Here is a 23,413-nt window from a genome sequence, read left to right as displayed (position 1 = left end):
CATGCGCTTCAACCGGATGCTGCTCTCCACGACCCTCGTGATCGTGGCCCTGGTCGTCCAGGTGAGCATCCTCGCCCGACTCCATCTCCCGGGAGCCGTACCGGACTTGGTGCTCCTCACGGTCCTCGGCCTGGCACTCGTGTACGGCCACGTCGGCGGTGCCCTCATCGGCTTCGGCGCGGGCCTCCTGGCGGACCTCGCCCCGCCCGCCGACCACGCCGCCGGGCGCTACGCCCTCGTGCTGTGCGTCATCGGCTACCTCGCCGGACTCGTCAAGCCCGACAACGGCAAGCTCAGGTCCGCGACCGGGCCCATGGCCGTCGTGGTCGCCGCCGCCGTCGGCACGACCCTGCTGTACGCCGGCGTCGGCGCCCTCGTCGGCGACACGGCCGCCCGCCACGTCGGCCTGCCCAGCCTGCTGTTCACGGCCGCCCTGTACGACCTGCTGCTCGCGCCCTTCGTCGTCCCCGGCATCATCGCCCTGGCCCGCCGCGCCGACCGCGACCCGCTCGCCGAGACCGCCTCCGCCAAGGCCGCCGACGTCTCCCCGGGCTGGCTCTCCGCCGGCACCGGCCTGCGCATCGGCAGCCAGCGCGGCGGCCTCCGTATGAAGGCCGCCAGAGCGCGGATGGCCCGCGCCGGACGCATCAAGGGGGTCAAGCGGCTGTGAGGGCACGGCAGTCGACCATGAGGGCCTGTACCGGAAGTGGCGCCTGTCCAGGCCTTGGGGCGCCCGCCGCCGGCGCACACAGCTTGTCCGTGTACTCGTATGCCCGTGCGCGCTCTGAGAGGGGGAGGCAGCCGCAGTGACCAATATCCCCGAAACGGGCCGGACCCCACGGGTCCAGATCCGGCTCGTCATCATCCAGATCCTCGTCGTCTCCCTCCTCGGCACCCTCGGCGGCCGCCTCTGGTACCTCCAGATCCGCGAGGGCGAGGCCTACGCCAAGGAGGCGTCCGGCAACCATGTGCAGAAGGTCGTCGACCCCGCCGTACGCGGCTCGATCCTCGACGCCCGCGGTGTGCCGATCGCCGACAACGAGACCCGGCTCGTCGTCTCCGCCTCCCGCACCGAACTGCTGAAGATGAAGGACGACGGCAAGGCGGTCCTCACCAAGCTCGCCGGTGTCCTGGGCATGAAGCCCGGCGAGGTCATGAACAAGGTCCGGCTGTGCGACTCCAAGACGCCTCAGCCCTGCTGGAACGGCTCCCCGTACCAGCCGATCCCCATCACCGACGAGGCCACCGCCAAGCAGGCCCTGCAGATCCGCGAGCGCTCCGAGGACTTCCCCGGCATCACCGCCGAGCCCCAGGCCGTGCGCCGCTACCCGAGCCCCGGCGAGGCCAACACCGCCCAGGTCCTCGGCTACCTCTCGCCCGTCACGGACGAGGAGATCCAGCGGGCCCAGGACACCGACTCGCCGTTCCTGCGCTCCGACCAGGTGGGACGCAGCGGCCTTGAGCGCCAGTACGACAAGCAGCTGCGCGGCAAGGCCGGTGTCACCCGCTACGAGGTCGACAACCTCGGCCGGGTCATGGGGCGTGCCCAGGCCGACCCGGCCGAGCCGGGCTCGAACCTGGTCACCAGCATCGACGCCCGTGTGCAGCGCATCGCCGAGTACGAGCTCGAAGAGGCGATGAAGGCGGCCCGCAAGGAGCAGGACCGGAACACCGGCACCAACTACAAGGCCGACTCCGGCGCGGTCGTGGTGATGGAGGCCAAGACGGGCCGTGTCGTCGCCATGGCGTCCAACCCGACCTACGACCCGAACGCCTGGGTCGGCGGCATCTCCGGCAAGGACTACGCCCGGCTCACCGAGAAGAAGTCCAACTACCCGCTGCTGAACCGCGCGATCCAGGGCCAGTCGGCCCCCGGCTCCATCTTCAAGGTCATCCCGACGGCCGCCGCGGTCAACGCCGGCTACTCCTTCAACGGACCGTACGACTGCTCCAGCTCGTACTCCATCGGCGGCCAGGTCTTCAAGAACTTCGAGTCCAAGGGGTACGGCCCGATCAGCCTCGGCCAGGCCCTGGAGGTCTCCTGCGACACCGTCTTCTACCGGCTCGCCCACGAGGAGTGGAAGCGCGACGGCGGCACCAAGCCGAAGAAGAAGGCCGACGACTGGTTCTACAAGACCGCCCACCAGTTCGGCCTCGGCGCCGAGACCGGCATCGACCTGCCCAACGAGGTCACCGGCCGCATCCCCGACCGCCAGTGGAAGCAGAACTACTGGACGGCCAACAAGGACGCCTGGTGCAAGTACGGCAAGAAGGACGGCGACTACGGCGAGCGCATCGCGTACGAGAACTGCCTCGAAGGCAACCAGATGCGTGCCGGTGACTCCGTCAACTACTCCATCGGACAGGGCGACACCCTCGTCACCCCCATCCAGATGGCCACCATCTACGCGGCGATCTCCAACGGCGGCACCCTCTACAACCCCACCGTCGGCAAGGCCATCGTCAGCCCCGACGGCAAGCACGTGGAGGAGATCGCACCCAAGGCGCACGGCAAGCTGCCCATAACGCAGAAGCTCCGCGACGAGATGAACGACGCCCTCGCGGGCGTCGCGACCCGAGGCACCGCCGCCTGGCGCTTCCAGGGCTGGCCGCAGGACCAGATCCCGATGCACGCCAAGACGGGTACGGCGGAGGTCTACGGCAAGCAGACCACCTCGTGGTTCGCCACGTACACCAAGGACTACTCGATCGTCATGACGATCTCCCAGGGTGGTACGGGCTCCGGAGCCTCGGCCCCGGCCGTCCGCAAGCTCTACAACGCCCTGTACGGCGTCTCCGAGGACGGCTCGATCGACAAGAAGAAGGCACTGCTCCCCACCCCCCAGGAGGACCTGCCGAAGATCGACTCCGACGGCTCCATCGACGCCCCGAAGGTCGGGACGTACCCGCCGAAGGAGACGGAGCAGGCCACCGAGGAAGGGAACCAGACCCTGCCGGGCAACGACGACCCGGCCGCCACCGTGCCCCAGGCCGGCGGCGGCAACAACCGCGACACCCGACGGCGCACAGCCCGCCCTAAGAACCCGAAGAACCCGAAAAACCCTAAGAATCCGAACCCGAGCCTGAAGAACGCGAAGAACGCGAAGAACGCGAAGAACGCCAAGAAGAGGAAGAGGCGGAGGACGTCTCCATGACAGGAGTCAACACTTTCTCCGTCTCCGGGTACGGACCCCGGCGTTCCGTCTGGGCCCGGCTGCTCGCCCGCGACTCGCTCGCCCGCAGGCTCGACTGGCCGATGCTGCTGTGCGCCGTCGCGCTGTCCCTGATCGGCGCGGCCCTCGTCTACTCGGCCACCCGCAACCGCACCGTGCTCAACCAGGGCGACCCGTACTACTTCCTGGTCCGGCATCTCCTCAACACCGGCATCGGGTTCGCCCTGATGGTCGGCACGATCTGGCTCGGCCACCGCACCCTGCGCACGGCCGTTCCGATCCTGTACGGCGTCTCGGTCTTCCTGATCCTGCTGGTGCTCACCCCGCTCGGCGCCACCATCAACGGCGCCCACGCGTGGATCGTCCTCGGCGGCGGCTTCTCGCTCCAGCCCTCCGAGTTCGTGAAGATCACGATCATCCTGGGCATGGCGATGCTGCTCGCCGCCCGAGTGGACGCGGGCGACAAACCGCACCCCGACCACCGCACGGTCATGCAGTCCCTCGGCCTCGCCGCCGTACCGATACTGATCGTGCTGCTCATGCCCGACCTCGGCTCGGTCATGGTCATGGTCGTCATCGTGCTCGGCGTGCTGCTCGCCTCCGGCGCCTCCAACCGCTGGGTGCTCGGACTGATCGGCGCGGGCGCGATGGGCGCGGTCGCGGTCTGGCAGCTCAAGATCCTCGACGAGTACCAGATCAACCGCTTCGCCGCCTTCGCCAACCCCGAACTCGACCCGGCCGGCGTCGGCTACAACACCAACCAGGCCCGCATCGCCATCGGCTCCGGCGGCCTGTTCGGCACCGGACTCGGCAAGGGCTCGCAGACCACCGGCCAGTTCGTGCCCGAACAGCAGACGGACTTCGTCTTCACGGTCGCGGGAGAGGAACTGGGCTTCGCCGGCGCCAGCCTGATCATCCTGCTGCTGGGTGTGGTGCTGTGGCGGGCCTGCCGCATCGCCCGCGAGACGAGCGAGCTGTACGGCACGATCGTCGCCGCCGGGATCATCGCCTGGTTCGCCTTCCAGACCTTCGAGAACATCGGAATGACGCTCGGAATCATGCCGGTGGCCGGCCTGCCGCTGCCGTTCGTGTCGTACGGAGGGTCGTCGATGTTCGCGGTGTGGGTGGCGGTCGGCCTGTTGCAGTCGATCCGGGTGCAGCGGCCCATGTCGGCGTAGGCGCTCCGCTCCGGGTGCGGGAGCGGGAAGGAACAGCTGACGTCAGTGCCGTGTCGCTTCGGGGGATGTCTCATAAGCCGAATGGCGACTAGATTCGGTTCATGGCGGACACGAAACGCGAAATCGAGCGGAAGTACGAATCCGACGAAAGCGGCCTGCCCGACCTGCTCGACCTGACCGGAGTCGCCGGGGTCGCGACCGTCGTCGACAAGGGCGTCGCCGAACTGGACGCCGTCTACTACGACACCCCGGACGAACGCCTTGCCTCGGCGGGAATCACCCTGCGCCGCCGCACCGGCGGCCATGACGCGGGCTGGCACCTGAAGTTCCCCGTCTCCTCCGGCGTACGGGACGAGATTCGCGAGCCCCTCTCCGACACGGTGCCCCGCGCCCTCGCCGCGCTCCTGCGCTCCCGGGTCCGTGACACCGGCCTCGTCCCCCTCGTCCGCATCCGGTCCTCCCGGGACGTCCGTGACCTGCTCGACGCGGACGGCGCGCTCCTGGCCGAGGTCAGCGTCGACGCCGTACACGCCGAGCGCCTCACCGGTGCGCCGCTCGGCACGCGGTGGTCCGAGATCGAGGTGGAGCTGGCCGACGGCCGTGACCCGGCGTTCCTCGACAAGGTCGACAAGAAGCTGCGCAAGGCGGGCGTACGGGTATCCGCGGCGCCGTCGAAGCTGGCCAGAGCCCTGAGCGAGACGACACCGCGCGAGGCCGGCGCGGCGAAGAGCGAGCCTGCCAAGAAGGCCAAGGGGGCCAAGGGGGACAAGGGAGATAGGGGAGACAGGGGGCGCAAGGGAGGCAAGGCGGGCGGCAAGGCGGGCGCCAAGAAAGCCCCCGAGCCGGAGCGGGTCGCCGCCGACTACGTCCTCGCCTACGTGGCCGCCCAGCGCGACGCGATCGTCGGCCTCGACCCCGCCGTCCGCCGCGGCCTGCCCGACTCCGTGCACCGTATGCGCGTCGCCACCCGCCGGCTGCGCGGCTCCCTCCGGTCGTACGCCAAGGTCATGGACCGCACCTTCACGGATCCCATCGGCCAGGAACTCAAGTGGCTGGCGGGGGAGTTGGGCGTCGACCGCGACCAGGAGGTACTGACCGAACGCCTGACGGCCGCGCTGGACGACCTGCCCAGGACGCTCGTCGTCGGCCCCGTCCGCAACCGGCTGCGCACCTGGTCGGGGGCCCGCACCTCCGGCTCCCGCCGTCGGCTGATCGCCGTACTCGACGGAACGCGGTACCTGGACCTGCTGAACGTCCTCGACGCGCTGATCGCCGAGCCGCCCCTGCTCAAGGCGGCCCAGGGTGATCCGGAGAAGGTGCTCACCAAGGCCGTCCGGCGGCAGGTGGGCCGGGTGTCCACGCTGGTGGCGCAGGCCCTGGACGTGCCGTCCGGCACCGAGCGCGACCTGGCGATGCACGAGGCCCGCAAGAAGGCCAAGCGTGCCCGGTACGCGGCGGAGGCGGCCGGCGACTTCGACGACCGCTTCACGGCCCAGGTCCGTGCCATGAAGTCCCTGCAGACCCTCCTCGGTGACCACCAGGACAGCGTGATGGCCCGGGAGGCCCTGCGCGACCTCGCGGCGCAGGCCCAGGGGGCGGGGGAGAGTTCCTTCACGTACGGAGTGCTCTACGGCCGGGAGGAACGACGGGCGGCGGAGATCGAGGCGGCGCTTCCGGACGCGTACGAGCGGTGGTGTGAGTCGCGTTAGGCTGGATGGTCACGCCTGTCAGCTCCCTCAGTCCCCTCAGCCCCCCTCATCTCCCACCAGTCCCTCCAGTCCCTCCAGCTCACGAAGGTTCGCTAGATGCCTGCCGAAGTCGCTGCGGCCGCCGACTCCGTGTTTCCGCAGCTCGAAGCTCTGCTCCCGCATGTGCAGAAGCCGATCCAGTACGTCGGCGGAGAGCTCAACTCCACCGTCAAGCCGTGGGACTCCTGCGAAGTCCGCTGGGCGCTCATGTACCCCGACGCGTACGAGGTCGGGCTGCCCAACCAGGGCGTCATGATCCTCTACGAGGTACTGAACGAGCAGGAGGGCGTCCTCGCCGAGCGCACGTACAGCGTGTGGCCGGACCTGGAGGAGCTGATGCGGGAGCACGGCGTCCCGCAGTTCACGGTGGACAGCCACAGGCCGGTGAAGGCCTTCGACGTGTTCGGTCTGTCCTTCTCCACGGAACTGGGCTACACGAACATGCTCACGGCCCTTGACCTGGCCGGCATCCCCCTGGAGTCCAAGGACCGGACCGTGGACGACCCCATCGTCCTGGCCGGCGGCCACGCGGCCTTCAACCCCGAGCCGATCGCCGACTTCATCGACGCGGCGGTCATCGGCGACGGCGAGCAGGCCGTACTCGACATGACGAGGATCATCCGCGAGTGGAAGGCGGAGGGCCGCCCCGGTGGCCGCGAGGAGGTCCTGTTCCGCCTGGCGAAGACGGGCGGGGTCTACATCCCGGCGTTCTACGACGTGGAGTACCTCCCGGACGGCCGCATCGCCCGCGTGGTCCCCAACAAGTCGGGCGTGCCGTGGCGTGTGTCCAAGCACACGGTCATGGACCTGGACGAGTGGCCGTACCCCAAGCAGCCCCTCGTCCCGCTGGCCGAGACGGTCCACGAGCGCATGTCGGTGGAGATCTTCCGCGGCTGTACGCGCGGCTGCCGTTTCTGCCAGGCGGGCATGATCACGCGCCCGGTGCGGGAGCGTTCGATCACGGGCATCGGCGAGATGGTCGACAAGGGCCTGAAGGCCACGGGCTTCGAGGAGGTCGGCCTCCTGTCCCTGTCCTCCGCGGACCACTCGGAGATCGGTGACATCGCCAAGGGTCTGGCGGACCGCTACGAAGAGGACAAGATCGGCCTCTCGTTGCCCTCCACCCGCGTGGACGCCTTCAACATCGACCTGGCGAACGAACTGACGAGGAACGGCCGCCGCTCGGGCCTGACCTTCGCCCCCGAGGGCGGCTCGGAGCGCATCCGCAAGGTCATCAACAAGATGGTCTCGGAGGACGACCTGATCCGGACCGTCGCCACCGCCTACGGCAACGGCTGGCGCCAGGTGAAGCTGTACTTCATGTGCGGCCTGCCGACGGAGACGGACGACGACGTCCTCCAGATCGCCGACATGGCGACCCGCGTCATCCAGAAGGGCCGCGAGGTCTCCGGCTCGAACGACATCCGCTGCACGGTCTCGATCGGCGGCTTCGTCCCCAAGCCGCACACCCCGTTCCAGTGGGCCCCGCAGCTGAGCGCGGAGGAGACGGACGCCCGCCTGCAGAAGCTGAGGGACAAGATCCGAGGCGACAAGAAGTACGGCCGCTCCATCGGCTTCCGCTACCACGACGGCAAGCCGGGCATCGTCGAGGGCCTGCTGTCACGGGGCGACCGCCGTATCGGCTCGGTCATCCGCGCGGTCTACGAGGACGGCGGCCGCTTCGACGGCTGGCGCGAGCACTTCTCGTACGACCGCTGGATGAGCTGCGCGGACAAGGCGCTCGCCCCCTTCGGCGTGGACGTCGACTGGTACACCACCCGCGAGCGCTCCTACGAGGAGGTCCTCCCCTGGGACCACCTGGATTCGGGGCTGGACAAGGACTGGCTCTGGGAGGACTGGCAGGACGCCCTCGACGAGACGGAGGTCGAGGACTGCCGGTGGACGCCGTGCTTTGACTGCGGGGTGTGTCCGCAGATGGACACCCAGATCCAGATCGGCCCGACCGGGAAGAAGCTGCTGCCGCTGACGGTGAAGAAGTCGGCTCCGGCCAGCTGAGGCGGGCCTGAGGTGAGTGAGCCGCTGCGTCGTATCGCCGATGCCCTGGCGGAGTCCGGTGAGGAAGACCGTTGTCGTGCTGGGCGCACTCGGCGTTCCGGGGCGGTGGCAGAAGCGTGTGCGGGATGCTCCCAGGACGCTGCTGCCGCCGCCTGGGGGCTCTTCGAGCATCCGCTGTGAGGTGGAGTGGGTCTGAGGGGGCGGAGAAGCCTTCAGTCTGCCGATGTCTCCGTGTGTAGATCAGCGGCCAGTCACGAGGCCTCGTGTTCGAGGTGAGAGAGGCCCTGGATCGAACTGAGGAGTCTGTGCAGGGCGGGGTCTGGGCTGGGAGTGGCGGTCAGTAGGAGCACCTGGACCGATGGGTGTTTGGGCGCGTAGAGGTCATCTTGGCCGTCATCGCCGGGGATGGCGTTGGGTTGGATCTCGATGCGTCCGCGGGGGCCGTCGGCGATGTCGTAGGTGCCCCGGTAGTCGCTCTCGCGCTCGGTGAAGGTGACTTCGAGGAGATCGGTGACGAGCCGGATCACCTCGCTCGTAGTGTGGGCGTTCGTGCCGTAGGCGTCGTACTCGGTCATCGGCTGACCTTGTGCCGGGCGGCTTGGGGCGCTGCCTGGAGCCCGTTGTGAGGGCTGGTGTAACGCGCTGCCGGCGCCGCCGCGCCGGCCCTCGTGTCGCCCCCCGCTCCCTCCTGCTCCTCCCTGTCTGACTGGCCTTTAGCAGGAGTGAGCCGTGTCATCGGGGCACGACATGCTGCCGACGGGGTGAATGAGTGTCGGCGCTGTCCCTCAGGCGGCTCAATGGTTCGTCAAGTTGTCCTTTTTCTCAGTGGTTTGATGGGGCGTCATGTGTGCGGCGCATGACTTTCGCACACCCAGTCGGCCCCCTTTCCGTCACCCTTCAGATAACTCTGCGGTGGCGGCAGAAATCGGCCCGAGTAAGTTCATTCATGGTTGGTCGATCATCTGACACCCCTGAGAGAAGGAGAAACGGAATGCCCGAAAGGAAAAGCAACGGCAGGCGTAAGCGTGCCGTTGTCGCGATCGCGGCGTCAGTGGGCATTGTGGCCGCGGCCGCAACCGGCGTGAACTACGCCTCAGCTTCCAGTTCGGCCCCCCGGTCCGCATCGCAGAGTGCCGCCCAGTCGGCCCCGCAGTCCGCCGCCCAGTCCGCTGGTCAGTCGGTTGGTCAGTCGGCTGGTCAGTCCGCCCCGAACGTCGTGGAAGACGCCGCTTCCTCTGTCCCCCAGGGCGGTGACAGCCGGACGAACTTCAACCACAGGAATAACGAGGGACGGATCCTCGTCAACGAGCGTACGTTCGCAGCGGAGCACGGTGTGTGCACCGCTGTGATCAGTAGTCAATCCGCCAACTTCAACGTCCGGAACGAGAGCGACAAGACCGTTGAATTCTTCAGCGGAATTACCTGCGACAATGGTGCCCCAATTGCAATTATTGGGCCCCGGAGCTCCAGCAGTGCAATCCCCGGAACAGTGGTCACCGGCGGCGGTATTACCGCGATCGTGGGCAGCTTCCGAGTGATCGACAACGAGCGCGAGCGCCGCTGACCCTGACGTGGACCAAGGCAGCGACAGGCCCGCCTGCACAGCACTTCACCTGTGCAGCACTTGGACCCCGGCCCGCCCTAATCGGGCCGGGGTCCAAGCAACTCGACGCTGCAACTCGACGCTGAGAGTGTGCGCACTCCTCCGTCGGTTTTCCCGTATTGACGCGAAGAATGTCGCCTGAGCGGCTTGGTCCGTCGGGCCGGGGCGGCTACTTCGGGGCCGGTCCGGCCCCGCCGTCGTACTCGTCGTGCCAGTGCCACCAAGCGTACGGCGGGGTCTGGGGATAGCCCTGGGGTGAGTCCTCCCATGTCTCCTGTCGGCCGAGCGCCGTCATGTCGAGGTAGCTCCAAGTGCTCCCCAACGCCTCGTCACCACGGGCGTTGATGAAGTAGGTACGGAACACCTTGTCGCCGTCGCGGATGAAGGCGTTCGTGCCGTGCCACTCGTTCACGTCGAAGTCCGTGTCGAACTCGTCGGTGATCGTGTACCAGGGCATGGTCCAGCCCATCCGCGCCTTCACCCGCTGGATGTCTGCCTGCGGCGCGCGCGACGCGAAGACGAGCGTGGTGTCGCGGGCGTTCAGATGCGCGAGGTGGCCGACGTGGTCACCGACCATGGAGCAGCCGACGCAGGCGTGGTCGGGCCAGCCGGTCACCCCGGGCTCGAAGAAGGCGCGGTAGACGATCAGCTGGCGACGTCCCTCGAACAGGTCGAGCAGACCGACCTTGCCCTGGGGCCCGTCGAACTCGTACTCCTTCTCCACGGCCAGCCACGGCATCCGCCGACGCTTGGCGGCCAGTGCGTCACGGGCGTGGGTCAGCTGCTTCTCTTCCACCAGCAGCTGCCGGCGCGCGGCCTCCCACTCTCGCGGTGAAACGACCGGTGGTGTCTTCATCGCGACGTTCACCTTCTTCACCTTCCACTTCGGTGGGGACACCCCTGAGTCCAGGGTCGGCCGACACCGGCACAGGTGCACGCCCGGCACGAGGGAAAGGGGGGGCGATCTCCTGCATCCGTCCAGGGGGTTCAGGCGTCTACGCCGGTATGAACCTGGAGAAGTCCCCGGCTGAACCGTCGGCTGAACCGCCTGCGCGGCAGTCGCCCGAAGGGTGCCTCACCGTCGCGGTGCGCGTTCCGGTGCGGATCGTGGTGCTCGTGCTGGTCGTGCCGGTGCGGATGGTGTGGGACGCGCTGGTCGTGGTCGGGCGGCTGCTGAAGGACGCCGTGCTGCGGCCGTTGGGGCGGGCCCTGCTGTGGGTGGGGCGGGCCGTGTTCGTGTGGCCGTGGGTGGCGCTGTGGCGGTACGTCGTCGTGCCGGTCGCGACGGGGATCGCCTGGCTGGGGAACGTGGTGCTGGTCGTGCCCGCCGTGTGGGTGTACCGGCGTGTGCTCACGCCCGTCGGGCACGGGATCGCCTGGGCGGCCGGGATGGTCTGGGCGGGTGTCGTGTGGGTGGCCCGGGGTGTGTGGGGCGGAGTCGTCCGGGTCTGCCGGGGGATCGGGGCCGGGTTCGGCTGGGTGTACGCGCGTCTGCTGACCCCGGTCGGGCACGGGATCGCGTGGCTGGTCAGGGGGATCGGACTCGTGCTCGCCGCGCTGGGGGTCGGTGTGTACACGGCCGTGTCCTGGCTGGTGCGGTATCTCCTCGTCGTGCCCGCCGTGTGGGTGTACCGGTATGTGCTCACTCCCGTCGGGCACGGGATCGCCTGGGTCGCGGGCGGGGTCGTGTGGCTCGTACGGACGCTTCTCACCGGTGTGTGGCTGGCGCTGTACTGGACGGGGCGCGTGCTGATCGTGTTGCCCGTGCTCGCGGTGTGGCGGTGGGTGCTGGCGCCGATCGGGCGGGCGCTCGTCGTCGTCGGGCGGGAGATCGGGGACGCGCTGGGACACGCGTGGCGCATCGCCGGGCATGTGTCGCGGGCCGTCGGGCGGGTCCTCGGCACCCTCTTCCGGTGGATCTTCGTCGAGCCCGTCCGTTGGGTGTACCGCTCCGTGCTCACTCCCGTCGGGCATGTCGTACGGGACGTGGTCTGGCGGCCCGCCGTCGAGGCCGCGCGCGGTGTGGGCCGCGCCGTCCGGCAGGCGCTGGCCTCCGCCCGTGCGACCGCACGGCAGGCCCGGGCCGACGTCCGGCGGATGCTCTTCGGAGAGCCGGAGCAGCGGCAGCCGGTCGGGCCTCGGGAACCTGTCGGCCGTGAGGCACGTACTCTTGGTAGCAGTACGACCGCACTCACGAAGGACTGAGCGACACTGGGCAAGCGACAGCCCGAAGGCCCGCCGCCCGCACCGGCGGTGCAGCGCATCCGACTGCGCTACACCAAGCGCGGCCGCCTCCGGTTCACCAGCCACCGTGACTTCCAGCGTGCTTTCGAGCGCGCGCTGCGCCGTGCCGAGGTGCCGATGGCGTACTCGGCGGGGTTCACGCCGCACCCGAAGGTGTCGTACGCCAATGCCGCACCCACCGGCACGGGCAGTGAGGCGGAGTACCTGGAGATCGCGCTCATCGAGGCGTGCGATCCCGGCACGCTGCGTGAGCTCCTCGACGAGTCGCTGCCCGCCGGGCTCGACATCGTCGACGCGGTCGAGGCCCACACCTCGGGTCTCGCCGATCGGCTCACCGCGTCCGTCTGGGAGCTGCGTCTCGACGGGGTGAGCCAGGAGGAGGCGGAGCGCGCGGTGGTGGCCTTCAAGGCGGCCGAGACCATCGAGGTCGAGCGCCAGACCAAGAAGGGCATGAGGGCCTTCGACGCCCGCGCCGCCGTCGTGAACCTTGAGGCAGTCCCCGTGGCGCACAGTCCACGGCCGGCCGCAAGCGGAGTGGCCGGCGTCGCGCCCCTTTCTGGGCCGACCGACCAGCCCTGTGCGATACTGCGGCTGGTTGTTCGGCACGTGACGCCTGCCGTACGACCCGACGACGTCCTGTCCGGTCTCCGCGCCGTGGCCGACCTGGCGCCGCCGGTACCCGCAGCGGTGACCAGGCTGGCGCAGGGGCTGTTCGATGAAGAGACCGGCACGGTGACCGACCCGCTCGCGCCCGACCGCGAGGCAGCAGCGACCGAGCCGCACACGGCCCGCGCGACTGCCGCCGCGACGGCGCCGGTGTAAGGAAGGTCCCGCGAAGGACGGACGTCGTAGCGCCGCCCTCGTACTCGGGAGCCACCTGGGTCGGGCAGCGCACCGACCAGAAGACTTTCGCCAGGCCGTACGCAACATGGCGTACGGAACCGGCGAGACAGGACACAGCGAGCTCCCGTGTGGCGCCCGCGCCCCGGACGGCGGCACCGCGCACAGCGCGAGCCGCGGACGTCACCGGCATCGCCGGACCAGGCGCGGCGCCCGGGAGCCTGACGGGAGAACCGCCCGCATGCTCGAACCGAACGAACCCACAGAGTCCGTCACGGACTCCGAACGCAACGCCGACACCCCCAGCGACACCCTGCCGCCGCGGAGGCGGCGCCGTGCCGCGTCCCGCCCGGCGGGCCCGCCCGCGGCCACCGCCGAGGTGCCCGTGGAGACCGTCGCGCCGGCCACACCGCCCGCGGACTCCGCGGCCCTCGCGGCCGACGAGACAGCCGCGACCACTGAGGTGGCGCGGGTCGTCGCGGTCGGGGAGATCACAGAGAACGAGAAGGAGAGCGAGGAGGCGGTGGCTGAGACGGCCGCCGCCGAAGAGGCGATCACCGAGGGCGCCGAGGCCGAGGTGGCCGCTGCGTCTGCCTCCGCTCCGCGTACGAGGCGTCGGGCGACGCGGCGTGCGTCGGCGCCCGCCGGTGCGCCGGAGGCTGCGGAGACGGTGGTTTCCGCGGCTCAGGTGAGTGGTGGCGAGAGCGGCGTGGCTGCTGAGGCGGTCGAGGCTTCTGAGCCAGTCGTCACAGAGTCGGCTCCGGTTGCCGCCGAGGCCGAGGTGGCCGCTTCTGCTTCTGCTCCGCGTACGAGGCGTCGGGCGACGCGGCGTGCGTCGGCGCCCGCCGGTGCGCCCACGGCCGCCGAGACCGCCGTCGCCGAGGCGGCCGCGGAGACGCCCGCCGCTGAGGTCGAGACGCCCGTAGAGGCCGGGGAGAAGTCCGTGACCGCGGAGGCGGCCGAGGAGGCCGCTCCCCGCCGGACCCGTCGTCGTGCCACGCGGCGCGTGTCCGCGCCTGAGCCCGGGGCCGAGGCCGAAGCTGACGAAGCCGGAGAGGCCGTCGAGGCCAAGGCGGACGCCAAGCAGGAGACCACGGCGGCGCAGGCACAGGAGGCCGCCGAGGGTGCCGCTCCGCGCCGTACCCGTCGGCGGGCCACCCGCAAGGCCGCCGGTGGCTTCGCCGAGCCCACGGCGCGGCCCGCCGCCGAGGACGGTGGCGAGCAGGCGAAGCGGCCGGCGCGCCCGGCGGTCGCGGTGTTCCAGGCACCCGTGTTCACCGAGCCGATGTTCCAGACGCCGGAGCGGGCCGCGGCCGCCGCTGCCGCCGAGGCCGCGGAGGAGGCGGAGGAGGCCACCGCGGTCGAGGAGTTCCCCGAGGAGAACACCGGCTCGCGGCGGCGCCGCCGTCGGCGCGGCTTCGACGAGGAGCCCGCAGCCGTGACCACCGACGAGGCCGAAGAGGCCGAAGAGGCGCAGGAGGCCGAGGAGTCCGCCGAAGCGGACGGCGACGAGGCCGAGGAGACCGGAGCGCGCCGTCGGCGTCGCCGTGGTGGCCGTCGCCGTCGCCGGGGCGAGACCGCCGAGGCGGAGGGTGAGTCCGCGGAGTCCGAGGATCTCGCCGCCGAGCAGGCCGCGCAGGATGCCGAGGACACGGCCGAGCAGGTCGACGAGGACGCCGAGGAGGCGGCCGACGGCTCGGGCGACGAGGAGCAGGCCGGCTCCACCAGCAGCCGCCGCCGTCGGCGCCGCCGTCGCCGCGCGGGTGACGCGACCGTCGACACGGAGCCCGGCGAGGGCGACCCGGAGCGTACGGTCGTCAAGGTCCGCGAGCCGAGGGAACGGCGCGGGAAGGACACCGAGCCCTCCGACGAGGTGCAGTCCATCAAGGGCTCGACCCGCCTGGAGGCCAAGAAGCAGCGCCGCCGGGAAGGCCGTGAGCAGGGCCGTCGCCGCGTCCCGATCATCACCGAGGCCGAGTTCCTGGCCCGCCGTGAGGCCGTCGAGCGCGTCATGGTCGTCCGGCAGAACGGCGACCGTACGCAGATCGGCGTCCTGGAGGACGGCGTGCTCGTCGAGCACTACGTCAACAAGGAGCAGTCGACCTCGTACGTCGGCAACGTGTACCTCGGCAAGGTGCAGAACGTGCTGCCGTCGATGGAGGCCGCGTTCATCGACATCGGCAAGGGACGGAACGCCGTCCTGTACGCCGGCGAGGTGAACTTCGAGGCGCTGGGGCTCTCGGGCGGGCCGCGGCGGATCGAGAGCGCGCTGAAGTCCGGGCAGTCCGTGCTCGTCCAGGTGACGAAGGACCCGATCGGCCACAAGGGCGCGCGTCTGACCAGCCAGGTCTCACTTCCGGGCCGCTACCTGGTGTACGTCCCCGAGGGGTCGATGACCGGGATCAGCCGCAAGCTGCCCGACACCGAGCGCGCGCGTCTGAAGACCATCCTCAAGAAGATCGTGCCCGAGGACGCGGGCGTCATCGTGCGCACCGCGGCCGAGGGGGCGAGCGAGGAGGAGCTGCGCCGGGACGTCGAGCGGCTGCAGGCGCAGTGGGAGGACATCCGGAAGAAGTCGAAGAGCGGCGGCAGCTCCAACGCACCGTCGCTGCTGTACGGCGAGCCCGACATGACCGTCCGCGTCGTCCGCGACATTTTCAACGAGGACTTCTCCAAGGTCATCGTGAGCGGCGACGACGCGTGGGAGACGGTGCACGGCTACGTCTCGCACGTCGCGCCCGACCTGGCCGAGCGGCTGTCCAAGTGGACCTCCGAGGTCGACGTCTTCGCGACGTACCGGATCGACGAGCAGCTCGCCAAGGCGCTGGACCGGAAGGTCTGGCTGCCGAGCGGTGGCTCGCTGGTGATCGACAAGACCGAGGCCATGGTCGTGATCGACGTCAACACCGGCAAGTTCACCGGCCAGGGCGGCAACCTGGAGGAGACGGTCACCAGGAACAACCTGGAGGCGGCCGAGGAGATCGTGCGCCAGCTGCGGCTGCGCGACCTGGGCGGCATCGTCGTGATCGACTTCATCGACATGGTGCTGGAGTCCAACCGGGACCTGGTGCTGCGGCGTCTGCTGGAGTGCCTGGGACGCGACCGCACGAAGCACCAGGTGGCCGAGGTGACGTCGCTGGGGCTCGTGCAGATGACCCGGAAGCGGGTCGGGCAGGGGCTGCTGGAGTCGTTCTCCGAGACCTGCGTCCACTGCAACGGACGTGGCGTGATCGTGCACATGGACCAGGCGACGGCCGCCGCCGGCGGCGGCAAGCGGCGCAAGCGCGGGCGCGGGGGTGCCGAGCAGGAGCACGTGCACGTGGCCGAGGCGGCTGAGGTGGCCGAGGTGGCGGAGTCGGTCGCGGCCGAGGCCGAGGGCGTGGCCGAGGCCGCGGCGGAGGTCGCCGAAGTCGCGGCGGAGTCGCTGATGGGTGTCGTCGCGCCGGACGAGGAGCTGTACAGCAGCGTCGCCGAGGCGGAGGCCGCGGCGACCCGTGGGCGTACGCGGCGGCGGGCCACCCGGAAGGTCTCGGCGCCGACCAGGGCACCGAAGCCGCGGAAGGACGTGCAGGCCGAGCCGGTCGTGGCGGTGGAGAGTCCGGTGGATCCGGTGGTCGAGACGCCGCCTGCCGTGACCGAGGAGGCCACGGCGGTCTCGAAGGAGACCGTGGCCGAGGCTGCCGCCGCCCCGGCGGACGCCGCGCCCAAGGGGCGTACGCGGCGGCGGGCGACCCGGAGGGCGTCGGCGCCGGCCGGGGCCCCCTCGGCCGAGGAGGCCGTGGTGACGGTGTCGGAGCCGACCGGCGAGCCCGTTGCGGAGCCGGTGGCCGTGGAGCCGGTCGCTGAGCCGGGGGTCACGGTTGAGGCCCCGGGTGCGGAGTCGGCTGAGTCTGCTGCGCCTGCGGCTGCTCCTGCGCGGCCGCGGCGGCGGGCCGTGCGGAAGGCGACCGCGCCTACCGCGTCCGAGGAAGCGGCTGTCGTGGTCGTCCCGGCGGCTTCGGCGGACGCGGGCGGCGAGGCTCCTGCGGACTCCGGGACTTCTGAGGTCTCCAGGCCTTCTGAAGCCTCCGCGGGCGAAGGTGTCGCGGAGGAGGCCGCGCCTGCCAAGAAGGCGGCGCGTAAGGCTGCGAAGAAGGCGACCGCGAAGAAGGCTGCCGTGAAGAAGACGGCGGCCAAGAAGACCGCGGCCAAGAAGACCACGGCGAAGAAGGCGACGAAGAAGTCGGCGGCCAAGAAGACGGCCGCGGCGGCGCAGCAGGCGCCGTCCACGGTGACGGCTTCCGCCGACGAGGGCTGAGTCTCTCGGGACTCCTCGGGTCTCCTCGGGACTCCTCAGGTCTCTCAGGGCGTTTGCCCGCCTTGGTGAACCGGTGCCCCGGTCCGGTGGCTTGTCCGCTGGGCCGGGGCACCGGTGTGCGGGGGCGCAGGGGGGGCGCTTCCTGCCGTCGACCGCACCCCCTCTTGGATGACGGGCGGCCACCTGTAAAACTCGACTGGTCACGTGAAGGAACACCCGAGTGGGCTCTGGGGAGAGCGCCCGCTCGGCCGGGGAGGGGATCGAATGGCGCGCGTGCGCCTGAGGGGTGCCGGTCGGCACCGTGCTGTGAAGCCGGTCAGGGGCGGGCGGCAGGCTGTGGCGTTGGCCACGGTGTTGTCGGCGGCGGGGGTGCAGGCGGCCGTGTCGGCGGGCACCGCCGAAGCCGCTCCCACGTGGACCGAAGGGCCCATCTTCAACGATCCGTTGGGTACGAGTGAGGAGCAGCTCGCGATTCGTACGCGGCTGATCGAGCTGACGGATGCGGCGCTGCCGGGGTCCACCATCAAGGTCGCCGTCTACCACGTGTGGGAGGCGTCGGTGGTGAACGCGCTGATCGCCGCCAAGGACCGTGGTGTCCAGGTGCGGGTGCTGCTCGACGAGTCGAGCGTCAGCGACCGGCCCACCAACACGTCGTACAGCACTCTCGCGGCGGCGCTCGGTACGGATCGCACGAAGGGGTCGTATGTGACGACCTGTCCGGTGGACAAGTCCTGTCTGGGCGACCCGAAGTTCGGGCAGTCGATCATGCACAACAAGTTCTGGCTGTTCTCGGCCGTCGAGGGCGCCACGAACGTGGTGGTGCAGACGACGTCCAACTCGACGCCTTCCGCGCACACCAAGTTCTTCAACGACGCCCTGTTGCTGCCGAACAACCCGACGATGTACGACGCGTACGCGGACTATTTCGACACGATGGTCGCCAAGGGCTGGAAGTCCTGGGAGTACCGGACGGTCAGCAACGGGCTCTACAAGGCCTACTTCTTTCCGCGGGCCGGGAACACGCGGGACACCGACACCGTGTACTCCGTGCTCAACAACGTCCAGTGCACGTACAAGGACAGCGCGGGGGTCACCCAGAAGACCTGGGTGCGGGTGGCGATCTTCAAGATCACGCGGCTGGCCATCGCGGAGAAGCTCGTCGCGCTGAAGAAGGCCGGCTGCAACGTGAGCATCGTGTACGCCGAGTCGGACAGCGCGAAGAGCAGCGGCGGGACCAAGGGAACGTGGGAGATGATGCACACCTCCGGCGGGCCGACGGTGCGGTGCTACAACGACGACCGGGACCCGTTGAACCCCGGGAAGAAGCTGACCACGCCGTACATCATCCACTCCAAGTACATCCTGGTGGACGGGATGTACGACGGGGCGCGGAAGAAGATCAGCTTTACCGGGTCGGGGAACTACACCGGGCCTGCCCTGCGGGAGAACGACGAGTCGATCGTCAAGGTCGACGACAACGCCGTGCACGACATGTACAAGGCGCATTTCAACAAGGTCATCGGGGTCGCGTATCCGGGCAAGGCGGATGCCACGGATCTGTGCAAGGGCGTGAAGCCGTTGCCCGCGGACGGTGAGAAGCCCGCCACGTGACGGTGGAGGGGCTCGGTTTGACCCCTTCGGGCGTGGCCTCGTACCCTTGACCGTCGGCGTATCGACTGACGCGCCACATCCCCGTAAACCTCATCCTCCCGAGCGCCGGGCGCGCTTGTGGGAGAGGCCGTCCGTGTGTCGGGTGGCTGGACTGCGGGGGTGCCGTTTCCGAGCGAGAGAGTGAGATCCGCGTGTACGCCATCGTGCGCAGCGGTGGTCGCCAGCACAAGGTTGCTGTCGGCGACATCGTTGAGGTTGACAAGATTTCCACCGCCAAGGTTGGCGACACGGTCGAGCTCTCGACCCTGCTCGTTGTCGACGGCGACGCTGTGACCAGCGACCCGTGGGTGCTGGCCGGCATCAAGGTCCAGGCCGAGGTCGTGGACCACCACAAGGGCCAGAAGATCGACATTCTGCGCTACAAGAACAAGACCGGCTACCGCCGTCGTCAGGGCCACCGCCAGCAGTACACGGCGATCAAGGTCACTGAGATCCCCGCGGCTGCGAAGTAAGGGACTGAGGAGACATGGCACACAAGAAGGGCGCATCGTCCACCCGGAACGGTCGCGACTCGAACGCCCAGCGGCTCGGCGTGAAGCGCTTCGGCGGTCAGGCCGTCAACGCGGGTGAGATCCTGGTCCGCCAGCGCGGCACCCACTTCCACCCGGGCGCGGGCGTCGGCCGTGGCGGCGACGACACGCTGTTCGCCCTGCAGGCCGGTGCGGTGGAGTTCGGCTCCAGCCGTGGCCGCAAGGTCGTGAACATCGTTCCGGTCGCCTGACCGGAATTCCTCGCGAGGCGGACCTCACTTCCCGGCAGGGAAGGCGGGTCCGCCTTTCGCGTGTTGCACCACTGAAGACAGCACCACTGAAGACGCAGTACTGATACGCATTCGTACGTTTCTGGAGGCACTGAACCATGACCACCTTCGTGGACCGCGTCGAGCTGCACGTCGCCGCGGGTAACGGAGGTCACGGCTGTGCCTCCGTCCACCGTGAGAAGTTCAAGCCGCTGGGCGGGCCCGACGGCGGCAACGGCGGGCGCGGCGGTGACGTGATCCTCGTCGTCGACCAGTCCGTCACCACGCTGCTCGACTACCACCACTCGCCCCACCGCAAGGCCACCAACGGCAAGCCCGGCGAGGGCGGCAACCGCTCCGGCAAGGACGGACAGGACCTGGTGCTGCCGGTGCCGGACGGGACCGTGGTGCTCGACAAGGCGGGCAATGTGCTCGCGGACCTGGTGGGGCACGGGACGTCGTACGTCGCCGCTCAGGGCGGCCGGGGCGGGCTCGGCAACGCGGCGCTGGCCTCCGCCCGGCGCAAGGCCCCCGGGTTCGCGCTGCTCGGCGAGCCGGGCGATCTCCAGGACATCGTGCTGGAGCTCAAGACCGTCGCCGACGTGGCGCTGGTGGGCTACCCGAGCGCGGGCAAGTCCTCGCTGATCTCCGTGCTCTCCGCCGCCAAGCCCAAGATCGCGGACTATCCCTTCACGACGCTCGTCCCGAACCTGGGCGTGGTGACCGCGGGCGCGACCGTCTACACGATCGCCGACGTGCCGGGGCTCATCCCCGGCGCCAGCCAGGGCAAGGGTCTGGGCCTGGAGTTCCTGCGCCATGTGGAGCGGTGCAGCGTGCTCGTGCACGTGCTGGACACGGCCACGCTGGAATCGGAGCGTGACCCCGTCTCCGACCTCGACGTCATCGAGGAGGAGCTGGGGCAGTACGGCGGCCTGGGCGACCGTCCGCGGATCGTGGTGCTCAACAAGATCGACGTACCGGACGGCAAGGACCTCGCCGAGATGGTGCGGCCGGACCTGGAGGAGCGCGGTTACCGGGTCTTCGAGGTGTCCGCGGTCGCGCACACGGGCCTGAAGGAGCTGTCCTTCGCCCTCGCCGACCTGGTGGCCAGGGCACGTGCCGCCCGGCCCAAGGAGGAGGCGACGCGGATCGTCATCCGCCCGAAGGCCGTCGACGACGCGGGCTTCACCGTCGTACGCGAGGACGACGGACTGTTCCGGGTGCGGGGCGAGAAGCCCGAGCGGTGGGTCCGCCAGACCGACTTCGACAACGACGAGGCCGTGGGCTACCTCGCCGACCGGCTGAACCGCCTCGGTGTCGAGGAGGAGCTCATGAAGGCGGGCGCCCGGACGGGCGACGGCGTCGCCATCGGGCCCGAGGACAACGCGGTCGTCTTCGACTGGGAGCCCACCGTCACGGCCGGCGCCGAGATGCTCGGCCGTCGTGGCGAGGACCACCGCTTCGAGGGCGCACGGCCCGCCGCGCAGCGCCGCCGCGACCGCGAGGCGGAGCGGGACGAGGTCCAGCGGGAGTACGACGGCTTCGAGCCGTTCTAGCCCTGCCGGGGCGGAGCCGAAGCCGAAGCCGAAGCGGAACCCTGTGCGAAAAGGCCCCGGGAGTAGTCTCCCGGGGCCTCATTCGTCGTACGACGATCCGTTGCGATCAGGTGCTACGCGGTCACGGAGTCCCCCGCGCCGTTCGGGCCCGTGTCCTCGGCCATCTCCTCGGAGGCCTCACGCGGCGAGGGGATCTCGCCGGCCAGACGGGACTCCATGCGCACGCGGCGGTCGTCGGCCTTCTCGCACAGGGCCCGGACCGCGTTGTTGAAGCGGACCAGGGACGGCGGGTCGGACGGTCCGAGCAGGTGCTCCTTCAGCTCCGCACGGGCCGCGGTGAACTGGTCCTTCTCCGGGTGGCGCACCGACTCCAGCAGGGCCGGGACACCCTCGGCGGACGGGGTGAGGATGACGCCCGCCGACACGGTCGGGAAGCCCGTACGGAACGCCTCCTCCGTCATGCCCGAGGTGTTGGCGACCGCGTACGGCTTCTCACTGGACAGCCAGTCGGAGACCACCGACGAGACATCGCTGATCAGCAGGTCCGCCTGGTTGAAGCAGGCGAAGATCGCGGGGCGCGCGTCCGTGATGATCTGGTGCTCCCACTCCGGGAACGACGCCCAGTACGCCTTCTCCCAGGCGGTCGTGGCCTCGGTGATGGCGGCCTCGCGGTCGCCCCGGGGCGCGCCCTGGAGAAGCATGCGCTCCAGTTCGTCCGCACTGTCGCGGAAGTGCGTCGAGGTGAGCTTGTCCAGGGCGACGGTGCGGCGGGCCAGCTCGGCGGCGGCCTCCGGGCCCGGCCGGGAGCCGGAACGCCGATTGTTGGCCTCGCGGATCATCGCCATGATCCGCTGGTTCGCGGCACCCGCGCGCGGGTCGACGGAACCCGTCATCGGGTGCGGCTTGTACAGCAGGCGCACATTGTCGTCGGCCAGGAGCCCGCGGACGATGTTCTCACCGGCCAGGACCACGGAGGTGTTGCCGGGGTTGCCGTCCCAGCCCTCCCAGGTGGGCGCGTACAGAACCGTCGTGAGGCGCTGGCTGGCGTCCGCGTCGCGCGGCCCCGTCGGCGCGCCCGAGTACGGGCGGATCGGCGCGAGCTGCGGGCGGCCGACCTCGACGATGTCCTTGTCCTCGACACCGACCTCGGCGAGCGCGTACCGCTCGCGCGCCGCGGGACCGGCGACCCACACCTCGTCATACGCCTTCGCGTACGGGTTGCAGGAGGACAGCTTGTCGCTCTCGCCGTGGTTGATGAACGCGTGCTTGATCGTGGGGATGCGCAGCACCTGGGAGGTCTTCGCGGCGTTCGCCGGGTGCAGCATCATCTGCAGCGTCGAGTTCTCCAGCGAGAACATCGTCGAGACCTTCGGGAAGCAGATGATCGGCACGTCGGTGGCGTCGATCTTCTGCACCATGAACCGCTCGCGCAGCACGATCAGCGGCTTGCCGTCGACCTTGGAGAGCGTGGAGAGCCACATGTTCGCCTGGTACGCCGACGTCGCGCCGCCCGAGAAGTACATGGCGACCGTCGGCCGGTAGTCGGCCAGCCACTGGTCCAGCCACGCCATGACCTGCTGGTCGCTCTTCGCCCGCTTCTTCGGCAGCAGCCAGGTCGCCAGGTACACCGTGCCGCCGAGGGCCAGGACGAGCGCGGTACCGAGGCCGATGCCGCCCCAGAGCCCGTCCTTGGTGGCCGCGGTGGCCGTCAGGCCGGCCGTGGTCGGCAGCGAGAACGTCAGCAGCCGGTGGGCCTGGCGGCGGGCCAGCAGGCGCGGCGGGGCGGCGGTCAGCCGCAGCGCGGACGCGTCGATGTTCCGCGTCACGATCGGCAGGGTCCGGGTGCGGCGCACCAGGACCGCCATGCCCTGGCAGGCGAAGTGCAGCGCGTAGAAGGCCCACAGGCCGAGCACCAGGGGGGCGTGCTCGCCCTCCGGGTCGACCCCCTCGATCCGCAGCAGCCCCACCAGGATCAGCATGTCGCGCAGTAGCTGCCGGACCAGTGTGTCGAGCCGGATCTTGCCGAGGACCGCGAGCAGACCGGGGTCCCGGTACTGCAATGCGGTGTCCAGGACGAGGCCGGCCGCGCTCGCCGCGACGAACACCGGGACGTTCGGCAGCAGCGCGGAGACGATCTGGGCCGTGAAGAGCGCGAACATCGCCAGCAGCGCGGACAGCTGCGCGATGCGGCGGGGGGCGAGCCTTGCGGAGGGCACGGGCTGGGCTCCTGCGGAGGGAAACGACGACGGACGGGGCGAAAGTAGCGGAGAGAGTAGTGGGGGCGGCCCGCCTCCGTGCGCGCGCCCCGGGCGTTTTCCGCCCCATGGGCGCCTCGAACAGGTGAGGCC

At 70.0% G+C, this 23,413-nt stretch carries 16 protein-coding genes; 13 read left to right on the top strand and 3 right to left on the bottom strand.

The genetic code is table 11. The features are described 5' to 3' along the window. Position 1: 1 nt before the first annotated feature. From mreD to IE262_RS09440, 5 genes are all read left to right on the top strand, one after another. Complete coding sequence (gene mreD / locus IE262_RS09460) at positions 2-670, top strand: rod shape-determining protein MreD (RefSeq protein WP_134040501.1); 669 nt, start codon at positions 2-4, stop codon at positions 668-670. A gap of 136 nt (positions 671-806) precedes the next feature. After that, complete coding sequence (gene mrdA, locus IE262_RS09455; RefSeq protein ID WP_189872677.1) at positions 807-3,155, top strand: penicillin-binding protein 2; 2,349 nt, start codon at positions 807-809, stop codon at positions 3,153-3,155. Further along, the gene (gene rodA / locus IE262_RS09450; protein WP_134040499.1) at positions 3,152-4,351 is read left to right on the top strand and encodes a rod shape-determining protein RodA; all 1,200 of its coding nucleotides are present in this window, start codon (positions 3,152-3,154) and stop codon (positions 4,349-4,351) included. The genes mrdA and rodA overlap by 4 nt, the downstream gene beginning before the upstream one ends. 101 nt (positions 4,352-4,452) lie before the next feature. Continuing rightward, positions 4,453-6,060, top strand: coding sequence for a CYTH and CHAD domain-containing protein (locus IE262_RS09445; protein WP_189872674.1), 1,608 nt, complete (start codon positions 4,453-4,455; stop codon positions 6,058-6,060). A gap of 96 nt (positions 6,061-6,156) precedes the next feature. Further along, positions 6,157-8,115 carry a TIGR03960 family B12-binding radical SAM protein gene (locus tag IE262_RS09440; RefSeq protein WP_134040497.1) on the top strand — a complete coding sequence of 653 codons (1,959 nt, stop codon included), beginning with the start codon at positions 6,157-6,159 and terminating at the stop codon, positions 8,113-8,115. A gap of 251 nt (positions 8,116-8,366) precedes the next feature. On the opposite strand, the gene IE262_RS09435 is transcribed toward IE262_RS09440, so the two are convergent. Continuing rightward, a complete protein-coding gene (locus IE262_RS09435; protein WP_189872672.1) occupies positions 8,367-8,690 on the bottom strand; it encodes a hypothetical protein in 324 nt (107 codons plus the stop codon). A 416-nt stretch (positions 8,691-9,106) separates the two neighbouring features. Here IE262_RS09435 and IE262_RS09430 point away from each other — a divergent pair, with 416 nt between their 5' ends. Continuing rightward, positions 9,107-9,679 carry a hypothetical protein gene (locus IE262_RS09430; protein WP_134040495.1) on the top strand — a complete coding sequence of 191 codons (573 nt, stop codon included), beginning with the start codon at positions 9,107-9,109 and terminating at the stop codon, positions 9,677-9,679. Between the two features lie 208 nt (positions 9,680-9,887). Here the strand turns inward: IE262_RS09430 and IE262_RS09425 are convergent, their stop codons facing one another. Continuing rightward, positions 9,888-10,574 (bottom strand): DUF899 domain-containing protein, encoded by a 687-nt coding sequence (locus tag IE262_RS09425; protein WP_134040494.1) that lies wholly within the window; start codon positions 10,572-10,574, stop codon positions 9,888-9,890. Between the two features lie 149 nt (positions 10,575-10,723). Between IE262_RS09425 and IE262_RS09420 the strand changes: the two genes are divergently transcribed. From IE262_RS09420 to obgE, 7 genes are all read left to right on the top strand, one after another. Beyond that, positions 10,724-11,923 (top strand): hypothetical protein, encoded by a 1,200-nt coding sequence (locus IE262_RS09420; RefSeq protein WP_189872651.1) that lies wholly within the window; start codon positions 10,724-10,726, stop codon positions 11,921-11,923. 48 nt (positions 11,924-11,971) lie between these two features. After that, positions 11,972-12,784, top strand: coding sequence for a TIGR03936 family radical SAM-associated protein (locus IE262_RS09415; RefSeq protein ID WP_189872648.1), 813 nt, complete (start codon positions 11,972-11,974; stop codon positions 12,782-12,784). 259 nt (positions 12,785-13,043) lie between these two features. Then, the gene (locus IE262_RS09410; RefSeq protein ID WP_189872646.1) at positions 13,044-17,099 is read left to right on the top strand and encodes an Rne/Rng family ribonuclease; all 4,056 of its coding nucleotides are present in this window, start codon (positions 13,044-13,046) and stop codon (positions 17,097-17,099) included. Between the two features lie 264 nt (positions 17,100-17,363). Then, positions 17,364-18,710 carry a phospholipase D-like domain-containing protein gene (locus tag IE262_RS09405; RefSeq protein WP_189872644.1) on the top strand — a complete coding sequence of 449 codons (1,347 nt, stop codon included), beginning with the start codon at positions 17,364-17,366 and terminating at the stop codon, positions 18,708-18,710. A gap of 191 nt (positions 18,711-18,901) precedes the next feature. Continuing rightward, the gene (gene rplU, locus IE262_RS09400) at positions 18,902-19,222 is read left to right on the top strand and encodes a 50S ribosomal protein L21 (protein ID WP_004931419.1); all 321 of its coding nucleotides are present in this window, start codon (positions 18,902-18,904) and stop codon (positions 19,220-19,222) included. A 14-nt stretch (positions 19,223-19,236) separates the two neighbouring features. After that, positions 19,237-19,491 (top strand): 50S ribosomal protein L27, encoded by a 255-nt coding sequence (rpmA, locus tag IE262_RS09395; RefSeq protein ID WP_189872642.1) that lies wholly within the window; start codon positions 19,237-19,239, stop codon positions 19,489-19,491. Between the two features lie 137 nt (positions 19,492-19,628). Continuing rightward, positions 19,629-21,065 carry a GTPase ObgE gene (gene obgE / locus IE262_RS09390; RefSeq protein WP_189872640.1) on the top strand — a complete coding sequence of 479 codons (1,437 nt, stop codon included), beginning with the start codon at positions 19,629-19,631 and terminating at the stop codon, positions 21,063-21,065. A gap of 113 nt (positions 21,066-21,178) precedes the next feature. Here the strand turns inward: obgE and IE262_RS09385 are convergent, their stop codons facing one another. Next, the gene (locus IE262_RS09385) at positions 21,179-23,281 is read right to left on the bottom strand and encodes a hypothetical protein (RefSeq protein ID WP_189872638.1); all 2,103 of its coding nucleotides are present in this window, start codon (positions 23,279-23,281) and stop codon (positions 21,179-21,181) included. Positions 23,282-23,413: the final 132 nt, after the last annotated feature.

The organism is Streptomyces bluensis (assembly GCF_014650715.1).
Lineage (GTDB): Bacteria > Actinomycetota > Actinomycetes > Streptomycetales > Streptomycetaceae > Streptomyces > Streptomyces bluensis.
The sequence above is the reverse complement of the archived record's forward strand: the minus strand, read 5'-3'. Positions and strand labels throughout refer to the sequence as shown.